This window comes from Streptomyces sp. NPDC049627, from assembly GCF_044465645.1.
Lineage (GTDB): Bacteria > Actinomycetota > Actinomycetes > Streptomycetales > Streptomycetaceae > Streptomyces.
Window position 1 is genome coordinate 267,067 of record NZ_JBITLW010000010.1, and the last position, 24,408, is coordinate 291,474.

General features: G+C 71.3%; 21 protein-coding genes. 9 read left to right on the forward strand and 12 right to left on the reverse strand.

The window, feature by feature from the left end; genetic code table 11:
* Nucleotides 1-47 precede the first annotated feature (47 nt).
* Genes ACIBU0_RS27610 through ureA form a run of 5 tightly spaced genes read right to left on the reverse strand, consistent with a single transcriptional unit; the run spans nucleotide 48 to nucleotide 4,663 of the window.
* On the reverse strand, nucleotides 48-659 hold the full coding sequence (locus tag ACIBU0_RS27610) for a TetR/AcrR family transcriptional regulator (RefSeq protein WP_398823416.1): 612 nt from the start codon (nucleotides 657-659) through the stop codon (nucleotides 48-50).
* On the reverse strand, nucleotides 656-1,144 hold the full coding sequence (locus ACIBU0_RS27615) for a hypothetical protein (RefSeq protein WP_398823419.1): 489 nt from the start codon (nucleotides 1,142-1,144) through the stop codon (nucleotides 656-658). The genes ACIBU0_RS27610 and ACIBU0_RS27615 overlap by 4 nt, the downstream gene beginning before the upstream one ends.
* Before the next feature lie 9 nt (nucleotides 1,145-1,153).
* A complete protein-coding gene (locus ACIBU0_RS27620) occupies nucleotides 1,154-2,203 on the reverse strand; it encodes an agmatine/peptidylarginine deiminase (RefSeq protein WP_398823422.1) in 1,050 nt (349 codons plus the stop codon).
* A 25-nt stretch (nucleotides 2,204-2,228) separates the two neighbouring features.
* The gene (locus tag ACIBU0_RS27625) at nucleotides 2,229-3,941 is read right to left on the reverse strand and encodes an urease subunit alpha (protein ID WP_398823426.1); all 1,713 of its coding nucleotides are present in this window, start codon (nucleotides 3,939-3,941) and stop codon (nucleotides 2,229-2,231) included.
* The gene (gene ureA / locus ACIBU0_RS27630; protein WP_398823429.1) at nucleotides 3,938-4,663 is read right to left on the reverse strand and encodes an urease subunit gamma; all 726 of its coding nucleotides are present in this window, start codon (nucleotides 4,661-4,663) and stop codon (nucleotides 3,938-3,940) included. The genes ACIBU0_RS27625 and ureA overlap by 4 nt, the downstream gene beginning before the upstream one ends.
* A gap of 143 nt (nucleotides 4,664-4,806) precedes the next feature.
* Between ureA and ACIBU0_RS27635 the strand changes: the two genes are divergently transcribed.
* Nucleotides 4,807-6,258 (forward strand): cytosine permease, encoded by a 1,452-nt coding sequence (locus ACIBU0_RS27635; protein ID WP_398823431.1) that lies wholly within the window; start codon nucleotides 4,807-4,809, stop codon nucleotides 6,256-6,258.
* Here ACIBU0_RS27635 and ACIBU0_RS27640 read toward each other — a convergent pair.
* On the reverse strand, nucleotides 6,255-7,343 hold the full coding sequence (locus tag ACIBU0_RS27640; RefSeq protein WP_398823434.1) for a branched-chain amino acid aminotransferase: 1,089 nt from the start codon (nucleotides 7,341-7,343) through the stop codon (nucleotides 6,255-6,257). The two genes, ACIBU0_RS27635 and ACIBU0_RS27640, sit on opposite strands and share 4 nt — an antisense overlap.
* 297 nt (nucleotides 7,344-7,640) lie before the next feature.
* Nucleotides 7,641-8,684 (reverse strand): 3-isopropylmalate dehydrogenase, encoded by a 1,044-nt coding sequence (locus ACIBU0_RS27645; RefSeq protein WP_398823437.1) that lies wholly within the window; start codon nucleotides 8,682-8,684, stop codon nucleotides 7,641-7,643.
* A 142-nt stretch (nucleotides 8,685-8,826) separates the two neighbouring features.
* On the opposite strand from ACIBU0_RS27645, the gene ACIBU0_RS27650 reads away from it, so the two are divergent.
* Complete coding sequence (locus ACIBU0_RS27650; RefSeq protein ID WP_398823440.1) at nucleotides 8,827-10,398, forward strand: purple acid phosphatase family protein; 1,572 nt, start codon at nucleotides 8,827-8,829, stop codon at nucleotides 10,396-10,398.
* 106 nt (nucleotides 10,399-10,504) lie between these two features.
* On the opposite strand, the gene ACIBU0_RS27655 is transcribed toward ACIBU0_RS27650, so the two are convergent.
* Nucleotides 10,505-10,645 carry a hypothetical protein gene (locus ACIBU0_RS27655; RefSeq protein WP_107083653.1) on the reverse strand — a complete coding sequence of 47 codons (141 nt, stop codon included), beginning with the start codon at nucleotides 10,643-10,645 and terminating at the stop codon, nucleotides 10,505-10,507.
* Nucleotides 10,646-10,992: 347 nt separating this feature from the next.
* Here ACIBU0_RS27655 and ACIBU0_RS27660 point away from each other — a divergent pair, with 347 nt between their 5' ends.
* Nucleotides 10,993-11,199: a DUF5988 family protein gene (locus ACIBU0_RS27660; RefSeq protein ID WP_398823443.1), complete on the forward strand. Its 207-nt coding sequence runs from the start codon at nucleotides 10,993-10,995 to the stop codon at nucleotides 11,197-11,199.
* A 64-nt stretch (nucleotides 11,200-11,263) separates the two neighbouring features.
* On the opposite strand, the gene pruA is transcribed toward ACIBU0_RS27660, so the two are convergent.
* Together pruA and ACIBU0_RS27670 are read right to left on the reverse strand one after the other, a co-directional pair.
* The gene (gene pruA / locus ACIBU0_RS27665) at nucleotides 11,264-12,895 is read right to left on the reverse strand and encodes an L-glutamate gamma-semialdehyde dehydrogenase (RefSeq protein WP_398823446.1); all 1,632 of its coding nucleotides are present in this window, start codon (nucleotides 12,893-12,895) and stop codon (nucleotides 11,264-11,266) included.
* A gap of 184 nt (nucleotides 12,896-13,079) precedes the next feature.
* Entirely contained in the window at nucleotides 13,080-14,006 is a 927-nt protein-coding gene (locus tag ACIBU0_RS27670) for a proline dehydrogenase family protein (RefSeq protein WP_398823449.1), read from the reverse strand.
* 128 nt (nucleotides 14,007-14,134) lie between these two features.
* Here ACIBU0_RS27670 and ACIBU0_RS27675 point away from each other — a divergent pair, with 128 nt between their 5' ends.
* The 5 genes from ACIBU0_RS27675 (at nucleotide 14,135) to ACIBU0_RS27695 (ending at nucleotide 20,343) form a co-directional block, all read left to right on the forward strand.
* Nucleotides 14,135-15,325 (forward strand): PucR family transcriptional regulator, encoded by a 1,191-nt coding sequence (locus ACIBU0_RS27675; RefSeq protein ID WP_398823829.1) that lies wholly within the window; start codon nucleotides 14,135-14,137, stop codon nucleotides 15,323-15,325.
* A gap of 111 nt (nucleotides 15,326-15,436) precedes the next feature.
* Nucleotides 15,437-16,927, forward strand: a complete 1,491-nt coding sequence (locus ACIBU0_RS27680) for an ABC transporter substrate-binding protein (RefSeq protein WP_398823452.1) — start codon at nucleotides 15,437-15,439, stop codon at nucleotides 16,925-16,927.
* Nucleotides 16,924-18,696: an ABC transporter permease subunit gene (locus tag ACIBU0_RS27685; protein WP_398823455.1), complete on the forward strand. Its 1,773-nt coding sequence runs from the start codon at nucleotides 16,924-16,926 to the stop codon at nucleotides 18,694-18,696. Before ACIBU0_RS27680 ends, ACIBU0_RS27685 begins: the two co-directional genes overlap by 4 nt.
* Nucleotides 18,686-19,663, forward strand: coding sequence for an ABC transporter ATP-binding protein (locus tag ACIBU0_RS27690; RefSeq protein ID WP_398823458.1), 978 nt, complete (start codon nucleotides 18,686-18,688; stop codon nucleotides 19,661-19,663). The genes ACIBU0_RS27685 and ACIBU0_RS27690 overlap by 11 nt, the downstream gene beginning before the upstream one ends.
* A complete protein-coding gene (locus tag ACIBU0_RS27695; RefSeq protein ID WP_398823461.1) occupies nucleotides 19,660-20,343 on the forward strand; it encodes an ATP-binding cassette domain-containing protein in 684 nt (227 codons plus the stop codon). Before ACIBU0_RS27690 ends, ACIBU0_RS27695 begins: the two co-directional genes overlap by 4 nt.
* Here the strand turns inward: ACIBU0_RS27695 and ACIBU0_RS27700 are convergent.
* On the reverse strand, nucleotides 20,330-20,914 hold the full coding sequence (locus ACIBU0_RS27700) for a TetR/AcrR family transcriptional regulator (protein ID WP_398823464.1): 585 nt from the start codon (nucleotides 20,912-20,914) through the stop codon (nucleotides 20,330-20,332). The genes ACIBU0_RS27695 and ACIBU0_RS27700 overlap by 14 nt on opposite strands.
* Before the next feature lie 85 nt (nucleotides 20,915-20,999).
* On the opposite strand from ACIBU0_RS27700, the gene ACIBU0_RS27705 reads away from it, so the two are divergent.
* Nucleotides 21,000-22,559, forward strand: coding sequence for an MFS transporter (locus tag ACIBU0_RS27705; protein WP_398823467.1), 1,560 nt, complete (start codon nucleotides 21,000-21,002; stop codon nucleotides 22,557-22,559).
* 78 nt (nucleotides 22,560-22,637) lie between these two features.
* Here the strand turns inward: ACIBU0_RS27705 and serA are convergent, their stop codons facing one another.
* Complete coding sequence (gene serA, locus ACIBU0_RS27710; RefSeq protein WP_398823470.1) at nucleotides 22,638-24,227, reverse strand: phosphoglycerate dehydrogenase; 1,590 nt, start codon at nucleotides 24,225-24,227, stop codon at nucleotides 22,638-22,640.
* Nucleotides 24,228-24,408: the final 181 nt, after the last annotated feature.

A 24,408-nucleotide genomic window follows, 5' to 3' on the forward strand; every position in this document is an offset into this window, starting at 1 on the left:
GCGCTACAGGGTCAATCGGCAATATTGCGTACAACCAGGACGTGCGCTCAGGCGTCCGCGAGGAGGCCGTCGCCCAGGAACTCCCGTACGTGGCGCAGAACTTGCGCCCGGTCCGTGCCGCGCAGCCCGATCGCCACATGGATGGAGAAGCCGTCGAGCAGGGCCCGCAGGCGGGACGCGAAACGGTCCGGGTCGACGGGCCGGAACTCCCCCCGCGACACCCCCTCCGCGAGCAGCGCCACCAGATCCCGGTGCCAGGCGCCCTCGATCGCGGCCTGCCGGTCGCGGGCGGCGGCGTCGGCGTTCTGCGAGCGGTTCCAGACCTCCAGCCAGAGCGTCCAGTGCGGGTCGCGGTGGCCGTCGGGGACGTACAGGTCGACGTAGGCGTCGAGCCGTTCACGGGCCGGTGCCGTGCGGGTGAGCAGCCGGCCGCGCTCGGCGCCGAGCCGGCCCTCGCTCCACTCCAGGGTCTGCAGGAGCAGCTCGTCCTTGGAGTGGAAGTAGTAGAGGAGATGGCCGCTGCTCATGCCGACCTCGCGGCCGAGCGCCGCCATGGTGAGCTTCTCCAGACCGCGCTCGGCGATCATTTCCATGGCGGCGGCGAGGACGTCCTCGCGGGGCGGGGCGGGGGTGCGGCGGCGGGCGCCGGGCGTACTCATGCGGACTCCACCCGTACGGCGTCGGGCAGGAAGTGGGTCTCGTAGGGCCCGTAGCACTCGCTGAGTTCCGTCGCGACGGGGGTACCGCAGCTCCCGCACAGTTGGTCGGGTCCCTCCCTGCCGTGGCGACCGCAACAGCCGGGGTCCTGCATGTCCCGGCGGGGGGACAGCCGCCCGAGCGTGTCCTCCGGGTGGACCACCAGGGTGTCGCGCGGTCCGGCCGGGACCAGCTGTTCGCCGTTGTACGCGAAGGCACCCTGGGTGCCCATCCAGGTGTCCCAGTCGGGTTCCGGCACATACGGTGCCCCACTGGGCTGCGGGTCCACGGCGTAGGTGCCGCGCGGCACGGTCGGCGGGGCATGCCGCGAGCCGTCCGGATTACTGTTCCGCGGGTCACGCGCGGGGCGCTCCGGCAGTTCGGGCAGCCGACGCAGGGGCTCGGTGAGGCGGTGGCCGCAGGCCGTGCAGAGCAGCTGTACGTTCACCCGTACGTTCTACCTGACCACGGCCCTCGGCTGCTGCTGGGTGATGCAGTGGATGCCTCCCCCGCCCGCGAAGATCGTCCGCGCGTCGACCAGCGTCACCGTCCGCTCCGGGAACAGTCGCCGGAAGATCCCGGCGGCGATCTCGTCGCGCGGATCGTCGAAGCCGCACAGCACCAGGCCGCCGTTGCAGAGGTAGTGGTTGATGTAGGAGTAGTCGGCCCAGTGCCCGTCCGCCTCCAGGACGGTCGGCGCGGGGACCTCGACGACCTCCAGCCGACGCCCGCGCGCGTCCGTCGCCGCCTTCAGGATGCGGATGACCTCCTTGCTCACCTCGTGGTCGGGGTGGGCCGGGTCCGGCTGGTGGTGGGCCACGACCACACCGGGGCGGGCGAAGGCGGCGACGATGTCGACATGGCCGAGGGTGCCGAAGCCGTACGGGGGGTAGTCGCCGGTGAGGCCGCGCGGCAGCCAGATCGCCTTGCGGGTGCCGAGCATGGCGTGGATCTCCGCCTCGACCTGCTCGCGCGTCCAGTGCGGATTGCGCTCGGGGCCGAGCTGGACGGTCTCCGTGAGCAGCACCGTGCCCTCGCCGTCCACATGGATCGCGCCGCCTTCGTTGACGAGTTCCGAGGCGTACGTCCGCACCGACCCCGCGAGGTCGGAGACATACGCGGCGATCTTCGCGTCGTGCTCCCAGCGGGCCCAGTCCTGGGCGCCCCAGCCGTTGAACGTCCAGTCGACGGCCGCGAGTTGCCCCTTCCCGTCGGTCAGGAAGGTGGGGCCGATGTCCCGCATCCAGGCGTCGTCGAGGTCCCGCTCGACGGTGTCGACCCCCGGCCCGAGCAGCGCCCGGGCCTCCTCGGACTGTCCGGGGCCGCACACCACCGTCACCGGCTCGAAGCGGCGGACGGCGCGGGCGACCGCCGCCCAGGCCAGCCGGGAGGCGGCGAGTTCCTCAGGGTCCTCGAAGGTCGCGTTCGGGCCCGGCCACGCCATCCAGGTGCGCTCGTGCGGGGTCCATTCGGCGGGCATGCGGAAGCCGTCGGCGGCAGCGGACATCGGTGATCCTCACAGGCTGGGAACGTCAGAAGAAATAGAGGCGGTTGAGGGAGACGGACTCGGCGGGCCCGGAGCGCAGCGGCTCTCCGTCGAGGGTGACCAGGCCGGTGCGCTGGTCCACGTCGACCGCTCCGGTACGGGAGTTCAGCCGCAGGTCGGCCGGCCCGATGCCGCGTGTGCCGCGCACGGCGACCCTCCGGCGCCGGGTGGGCATCGTGTCGTGGCCCTGGTCGACGGCGGCCCGGGCGACGAAGGCGACGGAGAGGTCGGCGGGTGTGGCGCCGTACGCCCCGAACTGCGGGCCCAGGACGAGCGGTTCGCAGGTGTCCGTGGCCGCGTTGGGGTCGCCCACCACCCCGTACGCCGGGAAGCCGGCCTTCAGCACGAGCTGCGGCTTGGCGCCGAAGTACTCCGGCCGCCACAGCACGATGTCGGCCAGCTTGCCGACCTCCAGCGACCCCACCTCGTGTGCGAGGCCGTGTGCGATGGCCGGGTTGATGGTCAGCTTGGCCATGTAGCGCAGGACGCGCTCGTTGTCATGGCCGTCCTCCGGGGCGCCGAACTCGGCCTTCATCTTCCCGGCCATCGCGAAGGTACGGCGGACCGTCTCGCCGGCCCGGCCCATGCCCTGCGCGTCCGAGGAGGTGATGCCGATCGCGCCCAGGTCGTGCAGGACGTCCTCGGCGCCCATGGTGCCGGCGCGGATGCGGTCGCGGGCCATGGCGGCGTCGCCGGGCAGGTCGGTCTTCAGGTCGTGGACGGAGACGATCATGCCGTAGTGCTCGGCGACGGCGTCCCGGCCGAAGGGCAGGGTGGGGTTGGTGGAGGAGCCGATGACGTTCGGGACGCCGGCCATCTTCAGGACGTTCGGCACGTGTCCGCCGCCGCAGCCCTCGATGTGGAAGGCGTGGATGGTGCGGCCCTCCAGCACGCGCAGGGTGTCCTCGACGGACAGGCACTCGTTCAGTCCGTCGCTGTGCAGGGCGACCTGGACGTCGTGCTCCTCGGCCACGCGCAACGCCGTGTCCAGCGCCCGGGTGTGGGCGCCCATGTCCTCGTGCACCTTGAAGCCGCTCGCCCCGCCCTCGGCCAGCGCCTCGACCAGGGGGGCGGAGTCGGAGGACGAACCCCGGCCCAGGAAGCCGATGTTGACCGGCCAGGCGTCGAAGGCGTTGAACGCGTGCCGCAGCGCCCACGGCGAGTTGACGCCGACGCCCCATACGGGGCCGAACTCCTGCCCGATGACCGTGGTCACCCCGGAGGCCAGCGAGGCCTCCATGATGCGCGGCGACAGCAGATGGACATGCGTGTCGACGGCTCCGGCGGTGGCGATGAGCCCCTCGCCGGAGACGATAGAGGTCCCGGTGCCGACGACGACGTCGACCCCGTCGAGGGTGTCGGGATTCCCGGCCCGCCCGATCGAGCAGATCCGTCCCTCCCTGATCCCGATGGAGACCTTCCGGATGCCCAGCGCCGCGTCGATCACGACGACGTTGCTGATGACGACGTCACAGGTCTCCCGGACGGCGGCCGCCCTGAGATGCAGCCCGTCCCGGGCGGTCTTGCCGAACCCGGCGAGGAACTCGTCGCCGTAGCGCTGGGAGTCGGACTCGACGCGGATGGTCAGCCCGGAGTCGCCGAGCCGGATGCGGTCACCGGCCCGCGGACCGTGGGTGGCGGCGTACTCGTACGGGGTGAGGCGGCGGGCCTCGGCGGGGTGGCCTCCTGGGCGGCTCATCGCTCGACCTCCTGATCAGCTGCTTCCGACACGCCACCAGGCGCTTCCGGTACGCCGAGGTAGCCGCAGGCCGCGGCGCGGCGCAGTGCCTCCTCGCGGGCGCCGGGCGCGTCCAGCGCTCCGTCGACCAGGCCGGCGAACCCGATGGCGATCCGCTCACCCCCGATCGGCAGGAGCCCGACCTCGACGCTGTCCCCCGGCCCGAAGCGCACGGACGACCCGGCGGGTACGGCGAGGCGCATGCCGTAGGCCGACGCGCGGTCGAAGTCGAGGCGCGGGTTGGCCTCGAAGAAGTGGAAGTGGGAGGTGACGGAGACGGGGACGGTCGCGGTATTGGTGACCGTGAGCCGTACGACCGGTTCGGGCTCGGCGTGCTCGGGCCCCGGCAGCAGCGCGCCGGGAGCCTGCGGACCGAGCCCGCCCCCTATCGGGTCGGACACGACCGCGAGCCGTGAGCCGTCGTCGAAGACCGCCTCGACGTGCACCTCGGTGACGATGTCCGCGACACCCGGGAGCACATCGTCCGGACCGAGCACCGACCGGGCGCGGTCAATGGCCTCCGTCAGCCGGGCCCCGTCCCGGGCGGCCTCGCAGACGGTGTCCGCGATGAGCGCGGTCGCCTCCGGCACATTGAGCCGGAGCCCTCGGGCCCGGCGGGCGCGGGCCAGCTCGGCGGCTCCGAAGAGCAGCAGCCGGTCACGTTCCGTGGGGGTCAGTCTCATGACGCGGGCACCTCCTTGCCTCGCCCACATTAGAGCATCACTCTAAACATGAATTCCAGAGAACCGAAGTGTTGACTCAGCCAAACCGATCCCCCACATTGAACGTCGCTCTAACTCTGGCGGCCGATCGAAGGAGACCTGCCATGCCGATGGAACAGCGCGGAGTCGACACCATCCCCGACGAGGAACGCACCAGCGGACCACGCGATCTCGTCTCGATCCTCCTGGGGTCGAACCTCTGCCTAGGAGTGATCGTCTTCGGCTGGCTGCCGCCGTCGTTCGGCCTGGGCTGGTGGGCTTCGGTCAGTTCGATCGTGGTCGGCACCCTCGTCGGCACGGCCCTCACCGCCCCGCTGGCCCTGATCTCCCTGCGTACGGCGACGAACCTGTCCACCTCCTCCGGCGCCCAGTTCGGCGTCCGGGGCCGCCTGGTCGGCTCGGTCGTCGGTCTCCTGCTCGCCCTCGGTTACACGGCCCTGACCGTGTGGATCGGCGGCGATGTGATGGTGGGCGTGCTGGGCCGACTGGTCGGGCTGCCGACGGGCGGAGTGTCGTACGGCGTCGTCTACGGAATGCTGGCCGCCGCGACCGTCGCCGGTGCGGTGTACGGCTACCGCGTGCTGCTCGCCATGTCCCGCGTCCTCGCGATCGGCATGACGGCACTGCTGGTCCTCGGGGTGATCGCCTACGCCCCGCACTTCACGACGGCCGCGCTACCGGAGGCGGGCGGCTATCTGCTGGGCGGCTTCTGGCCGACCTGGCTGCTGGCGACGGTGGCGGCGGGACTGTCCGGCCCGATCGCCTTCATCACCCTCCTCGGCGACTACACCCGCTACATCTCCCCGGCCCGCCACACCTCCCGCCGGGTCCTGCACGCCACGTGGCTCGGCCTGATCCTGGGCCTGCTGGTCCCGCAGCTGTTCGGCACGTTCACGGCGTACGCGGCACAGGCCGCCCTCGACTACGCCGGACCGCTCGTCTCCGCCTCCCCCACCTGGTACCTGGTCCCGCTGCTGCTGGCCGCCTCCGCCGGCTCGGTCGGCAACGCCGGTCTGATGCTCTACTCCATGGGCCTCGACCTGGACGCCATCCTGCCGCGCGCCTCCCGAGCCCAGGCGACGTACGCGGTCGCCGTCGTCGCCACGGTCTGCGTCTTCGTCGGCCACTACGCCTCGACGGCGCAGGACGCGATGACGTCGTTCGTCCTCCTGCTGACGGCGATCGGCACCCCATGGGCCGTCATCACCCTCATCGGCTTCGCACGGTGTCGCGGAGTGTACGACGCGGAGGCGCTCCAGGTGTTCAACCGGCGGGCGCGGGGCGGGATCTACTGGTTCCGCGCCGGCTGGAACCTCCGGGCGACGGTGTCATGGGCGCTGGGTGCGGCGGTCGGCATGCTGGCGGTCGCGCTGCCGACGTACGAGGGGCCGCTGCTGAGCCTGACCGGTGGGGTGGACTGCAGCTTCGTGTTGTCGGGGCTGGTGGGCGGACTGGCGTACGTGCTGCTGACGATCGGTGACTCGGCACCGGCACACGAAAGGGCCGCCACGGACACGGAGTCCGCAGCGGCCCTGACGGTCCCGGCCGAGAACTAGCCCAGCTTGTGCATCCAGCCGTGCTTGTCCTCGGACTTGCCCCGCTGGATGTCGAGGAGAGCCTGGCGGAGCTTCATCGTGACCTCGCCGGGCTCTCCGCCGCTCTGCTGCCACTCGGCGCCCGTGCGCTTCACGGTGCCGACCGGCGTGATGACGGCGGCCGTGCCGCAGGCGAAGACCTCGGTGAGGGTGCCGTTCTCGGAGTCGCGCTGCCACTGGTCGACGGAGATGCGGCCCTCCTCGGACTCGTAACCGAGGTCGCGGGCGACCGCCAGGAGGGAGTCACGGGTGACGCCCTCCAGGATGGAGCCGGTGAGGGACGGGGTGACGATCTTGTCGCCGTACACGAAGTACAGGTTCATCCCGCCGAGCTCCTCGACCCACTTGCGCTCGACCGCGTCCAGATAGCAGACCTGGGCACAGCCCTTGGCGGCGGCCTCGGCCTGCGCCAGCAGGGACGCGGCGTAGTTGCCGCCCGTCTTGGCGTCGCCCATGCCGCCCGGCACGGCGCGCACATGGTCCTCGGAGACCCAGATGGACACCGGCTTGACGCCGCCGGGGAAGTAGGCGCCGGCCGGGGAGGCGATGACCATGAACAGGTACTCGCTGGCGGGCTTCACGCCCAGGCCGACCTCCGTGGCGAACATGAACGGACGCAGGTAGAGGGACTCCTCGCCGCCGTGCGCCGGGACCCAGGCCTCGTCCTGCTGCACCAGCACGTCGCACGCCTCGATGAACGTCTCCACGGGCAGCTCCGGCATGCCGAGCCGACGGGCGGAGGCCTGGAAGCGCACCGCGTTCTTCTCGGGACGGAACGTGGCGACGGACCCGTCGGGCTGGCGGTACGCCTTGAGGCCCTCGAAGATCTCCTGCGCGTAGTGCAGCACCATGGTGGCCGGGTCGAGGGAGATCGGCGCGTACGGCACGAGCTCGCCGTCGTGCCAGCCCCGGCCCTCGGTCCACTTGATCGTCACCATGTGGTCGGTGAAGTGGCGGCCGAACCCGGGGTTGGCCAGTATCGCCTCGCGCTCGGCGGCGGAGAGCGGGCTGGCGGAGGGCTTGAGCTCGATCGTGGGCGTCGTCATGAGTTGATGTCCTTCACCGGTTTTCGTTGTGGCGGGCCGCACTCACGCCTGTACTGCCCGTGGCCAGTGCTAGGACGTCCGAGCATTCCCTCAATCCGCGGCTCCGCGTTCGATTATCGCAAGCGGGTGCCGTGGAAGAAATCGGCCTGTTCGGCGTGATCGGCGTGAAACCGCGACCCAGGGGTCGATGGTGTCACCCGGCGGCGGACATGGGGAAGCCGCCGGGTGTGAATGACCCGGCGGCTTCTGGGAGTCCCCCCGCTTGTGGGGGAGTCCGAGTTCGAGTGGCGCGCCGGATCAGCCGGCTACTCGTGCGGCCAGCGCGTCGCCGATCTCCGACGTGCTGCGGGCGGGCTTGCCGGTGCGCTCGGCGAGGTCCGTGGAGACCGCCTCGTCGATGCGGGCGGCCTCGGCGTCGTAGCCGAGGTGGCGCAGGAGCAGGGCGACGGACAGGACCGTGGCCGTGGGGTCGGCCTTGCCCTGGCCGGCGATGTCCGGGGCCGAGCCGTGGACGGGCTCGAACATGGACGGGAACTCTCCGGACGGGTTGATGTTGCCGGAGGCCGCCACGCCGATGCCGCCGGAGACGGCCGCGGCGAGGTCGGTGATGATGTCGCCGAAGAGGTTGTCGGTGACGATGACATCGAAGCGCTCGGGCTGGGTCACCAGGTAGATGGTGGCCGCGTCGACGTGCATGTACTCGGTGGTGACCTCGGGGAACTCCTCGGCCACCTTGTTGAAGATGTTCGTCCACAGGTGACCGGCGAAGGTCAGCACGTTGTTCTTGTGGATCAGCGCCAGCTTCTTGCGCGGGCGGGCCTGCGCGCGGGCGAAGGCGTCGCGGACCACGCGCTCGACGCCGTACGCCGTGTTGACGGAGACCTCGGTGGCGACCTCGTGCTCGGTGCCCTTGCGGATGGTGCCGCCGTTGCCGGTGTACGGGCCTTCGGTGCCTTCGCGGACCACGACGAAGTCGATGCTCGGCTCACCGGCGAGCGGGGTGGCGACGCCCGGGAGGAGCTTCGACGGACGCAGGTTGACGTGGTGGTCGAAGGCGAAGCGGAGCTTGAGCAGGAAGCCGCGCTCCAGGACGCCGGAGGGGACGCTCGGGTCGCCGATGGCGCCGAGCAGGATGGCGTCGTGCTGCTTGAGGGCGTCGAGGTCGGCGTCGGTGAGGGTCTCACCGGTGGCGTGGTAGCGCCGGGCGCCGAAGTCGTACTCCTTGGTCTCCAGCTTCACATCCTGCGGAAGGACGGCGGAGAGGACCTTCAGGCCTTCGGCCACGACCTCCTGGCCGATGCCGTCACCCGGAATCACTGCGAGATTGAGGCTGCGAGACATGTCGGCACCCTACTCCTCGTCCCATGGGATGACATGCCGCGTCCGCGATACGGACAGCGCGGCGCGGGGCGGTGTCCGCCGTTCGACTGGCGTTCACCCGTATGTGTGGCGGGCGTTGGGGCACGCTGGGAACTTCCTTCCCATGGACATCCCGGACTTCGGCATCCCCCCGCGGCTGGCCCGCCGTATGAGCATGGCGGAACAGCACGAGTACCTGCGCACGAAGCTGACCCGACGGCGCACGCTGGTGACGGCGGGCGCGGTGGCGGGCGGGCTGCTGACCGGGTGCTCGGCTTCGGGATCGGGTGACGGAACGGCGGCCGGCCCCTCGGCGTCCGCGTCCACCCTCACGAAGGTGCCGGGCTCCGCCGTCGCCCCCTTCGGCCGCCACCTCGCCTTCGGCGCCGACCCCAAGACGCAGATGCGGATCTCCTGGCAGGTGCCGGCCGCGGTGAAGAAGCCGTACGTCCGCATCGGTCTGCGCCCGGACGACCTGGACCGCAGGATCGAGGCGGAGGTGCGCGACCTGAAGACCCCGGCGCTCCAAGGCATCCGCCCGGCGTTCGAGCAGTACTACGTCCACGCTGCCCTGGACACCCTGCGCCCCGGCACGACGTACTACTACGGCGTGGGCCACGACGGCTTCGACCCCGCCGAACCTCGGCACCGCTCGACGATCGCCTCCTTCCGCACGGCGCCCGCCACCCCGGAGAGCTTCACCTTCACGGCCTTCGGCGACCAGGGCGTCAGCGAGGCGGCTTCCGCCAACGACCATGTCCTGCTGCGCCAGGACCCCGCCTTCCACCTCCACGCCGGCGACATCTGCTACGCGAACGTGGGCGGCCGGGGCAAGGAGTCGGACGGCTACGACCCCGGTTTCTGGGACCTGTTCCTCAAGCAGAACGAGTCGGTGGCGAAGTCGGTGCCGTGGATGGTGACGACCGGCAACCACGACATGGAGGCCTGGTACTCGCCGGACGGCTACGGCGGCCAGCTCGCCCGCTTCTCCCTCCCGGACAGCGGCTTCGACCCGCGTACGGCGCCGGGGGTGTACGCCTTCACCTACGGCAACGTCGGGGTGGTCGCGCTGGACGCGAACGACGTGTCGTACGAGATTCCCGCCAACCTCGGCTACACGGAGGGACGGCAGACGAAGTGGCTGGACCGCACGCTCGGCGAGTTGCGCGCCGACCGCTCGGTCGACTTCGTCGTCGCCTTCTTCCACCACTGTGCGTACTCGACGTCGACACACGCCTCCGACGGGGGCATCCGCGCCGAGTGGGTGCCGCTCTTCGCCAAGCACCAGGTCGACCTGGTGATCAACGGGCACAACCATGTGTACGAGCGGACCGACGCGATCCTGAACGGCGAGGTCGGCGCGCAGGTCCCGATCGGCGCGACGACGGACCCGACGCGCGACGGGATCGTGTACGTCACGGCGGGCGGCGGCGGCAGGGACCTGTACGGCTTCCCGGCGGGCGTCGAGGAGAGCTACGAGGGCCATGTCACCGATCGGGAGTCGGTCGACTCCTTCACGTGGACCAGGTCACGCGACACAAAGGCGGAGAGCGTCCACTGGTCGCGGGTGCGCTACCGCGGCTTCTCCGTCCTCGCGGTGGAGGCGGAGACCGGCGCGAAGCCGAGCCTGAAGGTATCGGCGCTGACACCGACCGGGGAGCGCGTGGACCATTTCGAGGTACGGCGCGGCCGCTGATCGACCCGAGGTGCAGCGCCCCTTGAGGGGCGCGGGGAACTGCGCGACCAGCCACGACGGCGCCGCAGACGAACTACGACACATCGCGGCACTACCGGCGGAGCGCTTACGCAGCCTGGTGACCTGTGGCGCCGCCGTTGTCCCGGCGGTCGAGGGCGCGCTGGAGGGCGGCGGCTGCGTTCTTGCGGTCGGACTCGCTCGTACGGGAGAGGTGACGGACTCGACGGCGGGCGGTCGTCTCGGCCATGGGAAATCGACTCCTTCGACAATCCTGGAGTACAACAGGGGGTTACGAGACGCCGGGTGGGGCGGGGAGCGGTGCCGCAGGGGTTGCCTGCACGGGGCCCGGCTCACGACCGCCATTCGCTTGATCGAGCGAGACGTTCGGCTTCTACAAAGCTAAGCGAGGACAGGGCATCTGTCTCCACAATTACTCGGACTTCCTACTATCTGAGACGGTGGAGTGAGTCACACGCCGCTGACCTGCGCTTTCATCATCACGCGGAACAGACGGACCTGACGGCGGATCGCCCACCCGGCTGATGATCCGCGCGGCACGGGAGGGACGGCCACGACGAGGGGAACGCTGACGTCATGAACGACACGGCGAAGGTGTTCCTCGAAGGCGGCCCGGACGATCTGCCCGACCGGATCGTCCCGACCCCGTCCCCCGGCCCGGATGTGAAGATCAAGCTCCGCGGCGGATACGAGCACTTCCGGCCGACGTCACGGCAGGCGGACACCGCGGAGGGCGCGCTGCCCGTGTACGAGTGGTGGGAGCGGACGGAGATCGCCGAGTAGGCCGCCACGACGGCGCGAGGGGCCAGGCACATCGCCCGGCCCCTCGACGCATGCTGACCTACCGTCAGCCCATGTGCGGGTAGGCGTAGTCGGTCGGCGGGACCAGCGTCTCCTTGATGGCGCGGGTCAGGGTCCAGCGCATCAGGTTCTGCGGGGCGCCGGCCTTGTCGTTGGTGCCGGAGGCGCGGCCGCCGCCGAAGGGCTGCTGGCCGACGACGGCGCCGGTGGACTTGTCGTTGATGTAGAAGTTGCCGGCCGCGTAGCGCAGCTTCTCCATCGTGTACGCCGCCGCCGCGCGGTCGGCCGAGATGACCGAGCCGGTCAGGGCGTAGGCGGACACCGACTCCATCTGCTCCAGCATCTCGTCGTACTTGTCGTCCTCGTAGACGTGCACGGCGAGGAACGGACCGAAGTACTCGGTGGTGAAGACCTCGTTCTCCGGGTCGCTGCACTCCACGACGGTCGGGCGCACGAAGTAGCCGACCGAGTCGTCGTAGGAGCCGCCCGCGACGATCGTGCAGGTCGGGTCGGACTTCGCGCGGTCGATCGCGTCCTTGCTCTTGGCGAAGGCGCGCTCGTCGATCACGGCGCCGATGAAGTTGGACAGGTCGGTGACGTCACCCATGGTGAGGTAGTCGACCTCGGCCGCGAACTCCTCCTTGAAGCCGGAGTTCCAGATCGACGCCGGGATGTACGCCCGGGAGGTCGCCGAGCACTTCTGGCCCTGGTACTCGAAGGCACCGCGGGTCAGCGCGGTCTTCAGCACCGCCTTGTCGGCGCTCGGGTGGGCGACGACGAAGTCCTTGCCGCCGGTCTCGCCGACGATGCGCGGGTAGGAGCGGTACTTCTCGATGTTGTTGCCGACCGTCTTCCACAGGTACTGGAAGGTCTTGGTCGAGCCGGTGAAGTGGATGCCCGCGAGGTCGCGGTGCTCAAGGGCGACCTTGGAGACCTCGATGCCGTCGCCGGTGACGAGGTTGATGACGCCCTTGGGGAGCCCTGCCTCCTCCAGGAGCTCCATGAGCAGCACGGCGGCGTGGGTCTGGGTCGGGGACGGCTTCCAGACGACGACGTTGCCCATCAGCGCGGGCGCGGTGGGCAGGTTGCCCGCGATCGCCGTGAAGTTGAACGGCGTGATCGCGTAGACGAAGCCCTCCAGCGGGCGGTGGTCGAGGCGGTTCCAGACGCCCGGGGAGTTGGCGACCGGCTGCTCGGAGAGCAGGTCGCGGGCGTACTTGACGTTGAAGCGCCAGAAGTCGACCAGCTCGCAGGGCGTGTCGATCTCGGCCTGCTGGGCCGTCTTCGACTGGCCGAGCATGGTGGAGGCGGCGAGGGTCTCCCGCCAGGGGCCGGCCAGCAGCTCGGCGGCGCGCAGGATGATCGCCGCGCGGTCGTCGAAGGACATCGCACGCCAGGCCGGCGCGGCGGCGAGGGCCGCCTCGATGGCGTCCTGGGCGTCCTGCTGGGTGGCGTTGCCGTAGGTGCCGAGGCGGGCCTTGTGGTTGTGCGGCTGCACGACGTCGAACCGCTCACCGCCGCCCATCCGCTTCTCGCCGCCGATGGTGCAGGGCAGGTCGATCGGGTTCTCGGCCAGCTCCTTCAGCTTGGCCTCCAGCCGGGCGCGTTCGGGCGAGCCGGGGGCGTAGCCGTGCACCGGCTCGTTGACGGGGGTGGGGACCTGGGTCACAGCGTCCATGTGTTCCGTAACTCCTTAGTGAGCGGTGTGTTTCGAGCCGTTGTGTCGGGGCTCAGCCCTTGCTGACCATTGACCGGAGGAAGAACCGCAGGTTGGCCGGCTTCTCAGCCAAGCGCCGCATGCTGTGTCCTCCCGGGGGACAACCCCCGGACCCCCGGCAGACGCCGCGGCACTCCAAGTCGCGTCAGCCATGGCTGATCATGCTCCGCAGGAAGAAGCGCAAGTTCGCCGGCTTCTCAGCCAAGCGCCGCATGAAGTAGCCGTACCAGTCGGTGCCGTAGGCGGTGTAGACGCGCATACGGTGGCCCTCGGCGGCCAGGCGCAGGTGTTCGTCGCCGCGGATGCCGTACAGCATCTGGAACTCGTACTCGTCGGGCTTGCGCCCGGCGCGCCGCGCGAGCTCCTGGGCGATGGAGATGAGGCGCGGGTCGTGGGAGCCGATCATCGGATACCCCGCGCCCTCCATCAGAACCTTGAGAATGCGGACGTACGCCTTGTCGATCTCGTGTTTCTGCTGGTAGGCGACTTCGGCGGGCTCCTTGTAGGCGCCCTTCACCAGGCGCACCCGGCTGCCGTTCGCGGCGAGGCGGCGGGCGTCGGTCTCGGTGCGGAAGAGGTAGGCCTGGATGACGCAGCCGGTCTGCGGGAAGTCCCTGCGCAGTTCCTCGTGGATGGCGAACATCGAGTCGAGGGTGGTGTGGTCCTCCGCGTCGAGCGTGACGGTCGTGCCGATGGCGGCAGCGGCCTCGACGACCGGACGGACGTTGGCGAGGGCGAGCTCGTGGCCGCCGTCCAGCGCCTGGCCGAACATCGACAGCTTCACGGACATCTCGACGCGCTCGCCCAGCTCCAGATCCTTGATCCGGTCGATGAGGCGCAGATAGGCGTCCCGGGCGGCTGCGGCCTGCTCGGGGCGGGTGATGTCCTCGCCGACGACGTCCATCGTCAGCTCCAGGCCCCTGCCGGTGAGGTCCTCGATGATCGGCACGACCTCGTCGACGGTCTCGCCGGGGATGAACCGGTCGACGACCTGCTTCGTCACCGGGGCCGCCGAGATCAGGCGTCGCATCCGGTCGCTGCGCGACGCGGCAAGAATCACGGGACCCAGCACGGGGCACCTCCACAAACCAGCAGATAGAACCACCGTGAAACCTAAGGATCCCTCCGATCGTCGACCATCGACAGCTGTCACGCATCCGTGCCGCAGATCTCAGACAGATGTATGAAGCGACCGCGATGATGCGGGAGAATGTCCGGGTGACAGCCGATTACAAAGGGGACTACCAGGAGCTGGTCGACGAGATCTCGGAGCTCCTCGGCGCCCCGGCGACCCTGGAGAACCGGGACTTCGAGCTGATCGCCTTCGGTGCGTACGACAGTGAGGGCGACCTCGACCCGTCGGCGCTGGACCCGGTGCGCACCCGGTCGATCCTGACCCGTCGCTCGACCGCCGCGGTCCGGGCGTGGTTCGAGGGCTTCGGCATCACGCGGGCGACGAGCCCGGTCCGGATCCCGCCCACCCCGGAGGCGGGGGTCTACCGCGGACGGATCTGTCTCCCGGTACGCCATCGGGCGGTCGTCCTCGGTTACGTCTGGCTGCTGGACTCCGACCCCGGCCCGACCGACAGGCAGTTGGCCGCGGCCATGGAGGTGACCGACCGCATCGGCGCGCTGCTCGCGGACGAGGTGCAGCACGGGGCGGATCTGAGCCGGGAGCTGCGGGCGGTGCTGACCGCGGAGCGGGGCTGGCAGGGGGAGATGGCGGTCGCGGCGCTGCGCACCGCCCTCGGCCCGCGCGGCGAGGGCGGGCACGCCGTCGTGTGCGTCGCACCGTGGCCGTCGGCCGACCCCGACGACGCCCCGTCCGTCCGTACGGTGCCGCACGCGACCGCGCTGTGCACGGTCCCGTGGGGCGCAGACGGACAGAGCCTCGCGGTACTCGTCCGGCTGCGCTCGCCGGAGGTGCGCACACCGGCCCAGGCCGCGGCGTCCCGGCTGCTCAAGGACGAGGCGGCAGCGGCGGCCGGCATCGGCGCACCCCGTACCGGCCTCGGTGAACTGGCCGCGGCCTGGCAGGAGGCGTCCGCCGCGGCCCGCGCCGCCCTGGCCGAACCCCGCCTGGGCCCGGTCGCCGAGTGGGACCGCATCGGCCCGTACCGCCTGCTGACCTCCCTGCCCTCGGAGACGGCACACGACCCGGCCGTGGCCCCGCTCCTCTCCTCCGCCCACCAGGAACTCGCCCGCACCGCCGAGGTCTACCTGGACTGCGCGGGCCAGGCCGGCCGCACGGCCGCCGAACTCGGCATCCACCGCCAGACCCTGTACTACCGCCTGTCCCGCGTGGAGCAGCTCACGGGCCTGGACCTGGACGACGGGGAGGACCGGCTGCTGCTGCACATGGGACTGAAGGGCGCACGGCTCGGCTTCTGAAGACGAGCTTCTCCGGGCGAGCTTCCCCGGGCGAGCTTCTGAAAACGATTATCATCATGCTACGGTCGGTGCGCGTTCAACCTTTGACCACGCCTTTACCCGGAGTGTCCCGTGCGCGTCCCCGCCCGTCTCCTCCCCCTGTCCGCGGCCGCCGCGGCCTCCGCCCTGCTCACCGGCTGTTTCTCGGCGGCGGGATCCGACGAGGCGGCCGCCGGGGGCAAGCGCATCCGTGTCGCGCACATGCAGCCGCCCAACTCGGGCCTGTCCCCCCTGAGCGACGACGCGTACAAGCTGTCCCGCTGGTCGACCACCGAGACCCTGGTCAAGCTCGGCAAGGAGGGCGACGCCAAGCCCGCGCTCGCCACCGAGTGGCGGCAGTCCGGCCGCACCTGGACCTTCGAGATACGCGACGGCGTCACCTTCCACGACGGCACGAAGCTCGACGCGGACGCCGTCGTGCGGTCGCTCACCAAGGCCGCCACCGCCTCCCCCAAGCCCCGCATCCTCGACGGCGTGAAGCTCACCGCGAAGGCAAAGGACGCCGACACGGTCACCGTCACCACCGGCACCGAGGACCCCCTCGTCCCACAGCGGCTGAGCTCGCCCCAGATGTCGATCCTGGCCGCCAAGGCCTACACGGGGAAGACGGTGAACCCGGTCGGCGCCGGCACCGGCCCCTTCGAACTCGTCAAGGTCGACGGCACCTCCTCCGCCACCCTCGACCGCTACGACAAGTACTGGGGCGGCAGGGCCAAGGCCCCGGGTATCGACGTCAGGTTCGTGCCGGACGGGACGGCCCGCGCCGCCGCCCTGCGCAGCGGCGAGGCCGACATCGTCGAGGCGATCCCGGTCTCCCAGGCCGCCGTCCTCGACCAGGACCTGATCGCCGAGGTCCCGATGCCGCGCACCAACACCCTCTACCTGAACACCGGGAAGGGCGCCTTCAAGGACGCCTCGCTGCGCGCCGCCGCCCGGGAGGCGATCGATGCGAAGGCGCTCGTCGAGGGTGTGTACGAGGGGCGGGCGGATGTCGCCGAGGGGCTGCTCGGGCCCGCGCTGCCGTGGGCGGCCGGACTGCGTACGCCGGTCAAGCGCGCCAAGGCCGGCAAGCCGAACGGTGCGGCGATCACCATCGGCACCTACACCGACCGGACCGAGATGCCGGAGGTCGCGGCCGCGCTCCAGCAGCAGCTCCAGAAGGCCGGGTTCAAGGTGAAGCTCGATGTCCGCCAGTACGCGAACATCGAATCCGACCTGCTCGCGGGCAAGTTCGACGCGTTCGTCCTCTCCCGCGCCACCGTCCTCGACTCCGGCGACCCGGCCGCCTACCTCTACAGCGACTTCGCTTCCGACGGCTCCTTCAACCTCTCGCAGTTCTCCGACAAGGACGTCGACAAGGCCCTGAAGAAGGCCGCCGCCATCAAGGTCGGCGACGCCCGCCGCAAGGCGATCATCGAGGCGGAGGCCGCCGTGCTCGCCGAGGACGCGGCGATCCCCATGCTTCACGAGCGGGTGATCCAGGGCGACGGCGCCGGTGTCGTGGACGCCGCGCACGACCCGCGCGAGCGCGAGCTCGTCACAGTGGACACCTACGTCAAGTGAAGCCCACAGTAAGGACGTCGGCCGGCCCGGCCACGCTGACCCGCTTCCTCTGTCTCGTCGCCGTCCTGGCCGCCGTCGGCCTGCTGCCCTGGCTCTCCCACAAGGACCCGGCGCTCACCGTGCTGCGCGCCCGGTCGGCCGAGCAGGAGGCGACCGACGAGGCCCTGTCCGCGATCCGCGAGGACCTCGGCCTGGACGCCGGTCCCCTTTCCCTGCTGGGGAGGTGGGCCGCGGACCTGCTGCACGGCGACTTCGGCACCTCCTGGGTGTCGGGGTACGACGTCCTGCCGTCCGTCGCCGCCGGGCTCCAGGTGTCGCTGGGCCTGATGGGCGCGGCGCTCGCTGTGGCGGTCGCGCTGGCCGCCGTCCTGGTGGCGCCGGTGCTGGTGCGCGGACGCGGGTCGGCGGGGGCGTTCGCCGCGATGCTGGCCGCGGTACCGGAGTTCCTGCTGGCCACCGTCGCGCTGCTGGTGTGCGGGGTGTGGCTGGGGTGGCTGCCGACGGCCGGCTGGGCGGGGCCCGCGTATCTGGTGCTGCCCGCGATCGCCCTCGGTGTCCCGGCGGGCGGTCTGCTCGGCCGGCTGGTCGCGGACGCGCTGCCCGCCGTCCTCGACGAGCGGTGGGTGGAGCTGTGGCGGGGCGCGGGAGTGAGCCGTACGAGGATCTCGGCGGCCGCCCTCAAACGCGTACTGCCGCCCCTGGTACCGCAGTTCGGGATGGTCGCCGTCGGCCTGACCGGAGGCGCGGTCGCGGTGGAGGTGGTCTTCGCGGTGCCCGGCATCGGCCGTACGGCTCTGGGCGCGGCCAAGTCGCAGGATCTGCCGCTGCTCCAGGGCTCGGTGCTGGCCCTGCTGCTGCTCGGCCTGCTCACCGGCGCGGCGACGGCGCTCACCCGGCGGCGGCTGCTGGGCCCCGCCCTGCGGGACGCCGGTCTGACACTGCCCCCGGCGCGCCCGGCCCGCACCCGCCCGGCGATCCCGTTGACGCTGTTCTGCGTCCTCGCGGTGACCATCGGCTGGGGCCTGCTGCGCGACCCGTACACGGTGGACACGGCCGCCCGCCTCGCCGCCCCCTCCTGGGCGCACCCGCTCGGCACCGATGCCCTCGGCCGTGACGTGCTCGCCCGGCTCGGCCACGGCGCCGCCTCGACGGTCGGCACGGCCGCCGCCATCTGCGCGCTGAGCCTGCTGGTCGCGCTCGCGCTGGGCTTCCTGCCCGGCATCGCGGCGGGCGCGGCGGACATCGCCAACGCCCTGCCCCCCGTGATCGTCGGCATCCTGGTCGCGGCGGCGACCGGTCCCGGCACCGGGGGCGCGGCCCTCGCGGTCGCGCTGATCTCCTGGCCGGCGCTGTCCGCGCACGCCGCCGCGCTGGTGCAGGAGGTGCGGGCGTCGGCGTTCCTCACCGCCCAACGGGCCATGGGCGCCACCCCGTTGTGGATCCTCACCCGGCATGTCCTCCCGTCCGTCGCCGCCCCGGTCGCCCGGCACGCCCTGCTGCGCCTGCCCGGCATCGCCCTCGCCCTGGCGTCCCTGGGCTTCCTGGGCCTGGGCGCGCAGCCGCCGGCTCCCGAGTGGGGCCTGCTGCTCGACGAGTCCCGCGCCTACGTCGAACGCGCCCCGTGGGCGGCCCTCGCCCCGGCCGTCGCGCTGGCGCTGCTGGCGGGGCTGGCGGTGTCGGGGGCGGCGGCCGTGCAGGGCGGGCGGGTACGGCGGGTCGCGCCGGCGATGAAGAAGAGGAAGAAGAAGGGGGCCTCCGTTGCCGTCTGATGTACTCCTCTCGGTGCGCGATCTGCGGATCGCCTTCGACGGCGTCGAGGCCGTGCGTGGCCTGTCCTTCGACGTGCGCCCGCGCGAGGCCCTCGCGATCGTCGGCGAGTCGGGCGCGGGCAAGTCCCTCACCGCCCGGGCGCTGCTGGGCACGCTGCCCAGGGGCGCGGCGACGAGCGGGACGATCGAGCCGGACCTCACGCCCCACCGCGGCCGCCGCATCTCCCTCGTCCCGCAGGACGCCCTCTCCGCCCTGTCCCCCGTGCACCCGGTGGGCGACCAGCTCGCCGCCGCGGTGCGCTCGGTGGCCGGTGTCTCCCGCAAGGAGGCCCGGGCCCGAGCGGTCGCCGCGCTCGACCGGGTGGGCATCCCGGACGCGGCCCGCAAGGCACGGGCGTATCCGCACGAGTACTCCGGCGGCATGCGCCAGCGCGCGGTCATCGCCATGGCGACGATCAACGAACCCGACATCGTCGTCGCCGACGAGCCCACCACCGCCCTCGACGAGGAGCGCCGCGACCAGGTGCTGCGGGTGCTCGCCGAGCAGCGCGAGGCGGTGGGCGCGGCGCTCGTGCTGGTCACGCACGACATGGAGGTCGTACGGCAGCACGCCGACCGCGTGCTGGTCATGTACGCCGGCCGCCTCTGCGAACTCGGCCCGGCGCACGAGGTGCTGGGCCGCCCGCGCGCCCCCTACACGGCGGGCCTGCTGGCCTCCCTCCCCCAGCACGCGCCCCCGGGCCGCCGCCTCCCCGCCCTGCGCGGCACCCCGCCCGCCCCGGGCGCACTCCCGCCGGGCTGCGCCTTCACCCCGCGCTGCCCGCTCGCGGCGGACCTCTGCCGTACGGCGGAACCGGAGCCGCAGGAGGTGGAGGGACGCCTGGTGGCCTGCCACCGCTGGCGGGAACTCCCTTCCCCGGCAATGGAGTTGTTCCAGAACCAGGAAGAGAAGCGGCAGCCCGCATGAGTGATGACGCCCTGCTCGACGTCCGCGACCTCGTGGTCCGCTACGGCGACGTCACCGCCGTCGACCACGTCTCCTTCACCCTGGCCCCCGGCGAGACCCTCGCCCTCAACGGCCCCTCCGGCTGCGGCAAGTCCTCCACAGCCCTGGCGATTCTCCGGCTGCGCCGGCCCGACGCCGGTGAAGTCCGCTTCGAGGGGCGGGAGTTGACCCACCTCACGGAACGCGAGCTGCGCCCGGTCCGCCCGCGCATGCAGCCCGTCTTCCAGGACCCGTACGGCTCACTGAGCCCACGCCATCGCATCCGCGACGCGGTGGCCGAACCGCTGAAGGTGCAGGGCCGCTGGAGCGGCGCCGAGGGCCCCGCCCGGGTCGCCGAACTCCTCGACCGGGTCGGCCTCGACCCGTCGTACGGCGACCGTCGCCCGCACGAACTCTCCGGCGGGCAGTGCCAGCGCGTGGGAATCGCCCGCGCGCTGGCCTCCGGGCCCCGCCTGCTGGTTCTCGACGAACCGGTCTCGTCCCTCGACCCGTCCGTCCGGGCCGGCGTGCTGAACCTGCTCGCCGACCTCCAGGACGACCTCGGCCTCGGCTACCTCTTCATCTGCCACGACCGGGCGGTCGTACGGCATGTGGCGGACCGGGTGATCGAGATGCGCGAGGGGCGGGTCATTTCCGGGTAGCGGCGTCGATCACCTGGCGGAGGCCTTCGGTGAGTTCCTCGGCGCGGGGCGCGGTCTCGGGGTCGAACGTCCACTGGGCGATGAGTCCGGTCATGAGCGTCACATAGAACTTGCCGAGGGTGTTCACGGTCTCGTCCCGGACGTCCTCCTCACGCCCGCCCATGAGCAGCGGGATGATGCCGCGCCCGGCCTCCAGCTGGGCACGCGACAGATAGTCGCGCACCTCGGGCAGCTGGTCGCCCAAGGCGATGATCTCCACGCTGAGCCGCCACACGGAGCCGGGCTCCCGCATGGTGCCGATGATGTTCGACCACACCTCCTGGAACCGCTCGATCGAGCCCGGTTCGGCGGTGATCCCAGCCGTCCCGTCACCCTCGAAGGCGTCGCCCAGCTCTTCGACCAGCGCCACGTACGCCTGCGCCAGCAGCGCGTCCTTCGAGCCGTAGTGATAGCCGATCGACGCCAGGTTGGTCCCCGACTCCTTGACGATGTCGCGCGCCGTCGTGCGCACGAACCCCTTCGCCAGCAGGCAGCGCTTGGCTCCCTCGAGCAGATCCTCACGGTGTCCCATGGCACGCCACCCTACCCCGGATCCATACGGACGTCCTATACAGACGTTCTAGACAAGCGTTTAAGACGCGTGTACGTTCACCGGCATGACAACGAACACGACGAGCACCACCCCTCCCCCGCCCCCACCCGCCCGCGCCGGCCGCCGTGAATGGACCGCCCTCGGCGTGCTGATGCTGCCGTTGCTGCTGGTCTCCATGGACGTCTCGGTCCTCTACTTCGCGATCCCGGCGATCAGCGCGGACCTGGAGCCGAGCGGCACCCAGCAGCTGTGGATCTTCGACATCTACGCCTTCGTCCTGGCTGGCCTGCTGATGACGATGGGCTCGCTCGGCGACCGCATCGGCCACCGCCGCCTCCTGCTCATCGGCGCCGCGGCCTTCGGCACCGCCTCACTCGTGGCGGCGTACGCCAACAGCGCCGAGCTGCTGATCGCGGCCCGCGCGGTGCTCGGCATCGGCGGCGCCACCCTGATGCCGTCGACGATGGCCATGACCCGCACGATGTTCACCGACCCCGCCCAGCGCGCGAAGGCGATCGGCCTGTGGTCCGGCGTGATGACGGCCGGGATCGCGCTCGGCTCGGTGATGAGCGGCGTGCTCGTCGAGCACTTCTGGTGGGGCTCGGTCTTCCTGGTCAACCTGCCCGCGATGGCCCTGCTGCTGATCCTCGGCCCGATACTGCTCCCCGAGTCGAGGAACCCCGCGCCCGGCCGCTTCGACCTGCTGAGCGTGCCGCTGTCCATGGCGGCCGTGCTCCCCGTGGTCTACGGCCTGAAGGAGATCCCGTCCGAGGGCTGGAACGTCCGCTACGTCGTCTCGATCACCCTCGGCCTGCTCTTCGCGGCCCTCTTCGTCCACCGCCAGCGCACGACCGCGGCTCCGATGATCGACCCGGCCCTGTTCCGCGGGCGGGGGTTCGCGCCCTCGGTCGGCCTCAATCTGATCTGCGCCTTCGGGGTGTTCGGGTCGTCCTACTTCACCACGCAGTACCTGCAGTCGGTGCTCGGCAAGAGCGCCCTGGAGGCAGCCTTGTGGGCGCTGCTGCCCTCGGTGCCGATCGGGGCGGCCGGGCCCGTCGCGACCCAGCTGGTGCAGCGGGGCGTCAACCGCGCCTACGTCGTCACCGCGGGCTTCGCGATCGCCGCGGCCGGTTTCGCGCTGCTGTCCCTCGCCGGGACGGATTCCCTGTGGCTGGTGCTGACCGCGTGCGCGGTCCTCGCCGTCGGCGGCGTCACGGTGATGTCCCAGATCATGGACCTGGCGATGGGCACCGCCCCGGTGGAGCGTGCGGGTTCCGCTTCGTCCCTGATGGAGACCGGCGGGGAGTTCGGCGGCGCGCTGGGCATGGCGGTGCTCGGAGCGATCGGCACGGCGGTCTACCGGCACGAGATTCCCGACTCGGCACCTTCGGTGGCCCACGAGACGCTGGGCGGCGCACTGGCGGTCGCCGACCGGGTCCCGGGACTGGCGACAGCGGCTCGGGAGGCGTTCACCAGCGGGATGCAGGGGGCGGCGATCGCGGGGGCCGTATTGCTGGCCGGGGCCGCGGTGCTGGCGGCGGTGACCCTGCGCCGGGTCGAGGTGCGGGAGCAGCCACACGAAACGCCGGACGAGCCGAGAAACCTCAGCCCGTCCGGCGTTTGAGGACGAGGCCCCTTAAGGGCCGAAGCGGGGGTCCGGGGGCGGCAGCCCCCAAGGACGGCCACCCCGGCCAACGGCGACCTACGCCAGGTTCACCGCACGGGCCGACGTCGCCCCGATCTCCTCGGCGACCTCGGTCAGCACCCCGGAGGGAACCGTGTCGTCGACCGTCAGCACGGCCAGCGCCTCGCCACCGGCGACGGCACGCGACACCTGCATACCGGCGATGTTGATGCCGGCCTCGCCGAAGATCCGGCCCACCGTGCCGACGACACCCGGACGGTCCTCGTACCTCAGGACCACCATGTGGTCGGCCAGGGCCAGGTCCACGTCGTAGTCGCCGACCGCGACGATCTTCTGCAGGTGCTTCGGACCGGCCAGCGTGCCGGAGACCGACACCTCCTCGCCGCTGCCGAGCGTGCCGCGCACGGTGACGACGTTGCGGTGGTCGGTCGACTCCGAGCTGGTGGTCAGCCGCACCTCGACACCGCGCTCCTGCGCGAAGAGGGGGGCGTTGACGTACGACACCGTCTCGTCGACGACGTCCTCGAAGACACCCTTGAGGGCCGACAGCTCCAGCACCTTCACGTCGTGCTGGGTGATCTCGCCGTACACCTCGACGTCGAGGCGGACCGCCACCTCACCGGCGAGCGCGGTGAAGATACGGCCGAGGCGCTCGGCGAGCGGCAGACCCGGCTTGACGTCCTCGGCGATGACACCGCCCTGCACGTTCACCGCGTCCGGGACCAGCTCACCGGCGAGGGCGAGGCGCACCGAGCGGGCGACGGCGATACCGGCCTTCTCCTGCGCCTCGTCGGTGGAGGCGCCGAGGTGCGGGGTGGCCACGACCTGGTCGAACTCGAAGAGCGGCGAGTCGGTGCACGGCTCCTTCGCGTACACGTCCAGACCGGCGCCCGCGACGCGGCCCTCCTTCAGCGCCGAGTACAGCGCCTCCTCGTCGACGATGCCGCCGCGCGCGGCGTTGACGATGCGCACGCTGGGCTTGACCTTGCGCAGCGCCTCGTCGCCGATGAGGCCGAGGGTCTCGGGGGTCTTGGGCAGGTGGACGGTGATGAAGTCGGAGACCTCCAGCAGCTCGTCCAGCGACAGCACCTTGACGCCCATCTGTGCGGCGCGCGCGGGCTGCACGTAGGGGTCGTAGGCGACGACCTTCATGCCGAAGGCGGACATGCGCTGTGCGACGAGCGCACCGATACGGCCGAGGCCGACCACGCCGAGGGTCTTCTCGGCCAGCTCGACGCCCGTGTACTTGCTGCGCTTCCACTCGCCGTTCTTCAGCGCGGCGTTGGCCTGCGGGATGTTGCGGGCGGTGGCGAGGAGGAGACCGCAGGCCAGCTCGGCGGCGGTCACGATGTTCGAGGTGGGCGCGTTGACGACCATCACGCCGGCCTTGGTGGCGGCGGAGACGTCGACGTTGTCCAGGCCGACGCCGGCTCGTGCGACGACCTTCAGCTTGTTCGCGGCGGCGATCGCCTCGGCGTCGACCTTGGTGGCGGAGCGGATCAGGATCGCGTCCACGTCGGCGATGGCCGGGAGCAGCTCGGCTCGGTCTGCTCCGTTGCAGTGGCGGATCTCGAAGTCGGGGCCAAGCGCGTCGACGGTGGCGGGCGACAGCTCTTCAGCGATGAGTACGACGGGTTTCGAGCTCACGTGAGTCCTCACAAGTCCAATGCGGACGGCCGTCCCGACGGCCGCAGGCGGTGGAGGGGTGCTAGCCGCGTGGAAGACGCACGACGCTGTGGGCCTGACGCGTATGTAGTACGGCAGTGTAGTGCCGTGGCGGAGGTCGTCTTACGCCTCTGCGGAAGGATCACCCGGACGAGAAACTCCA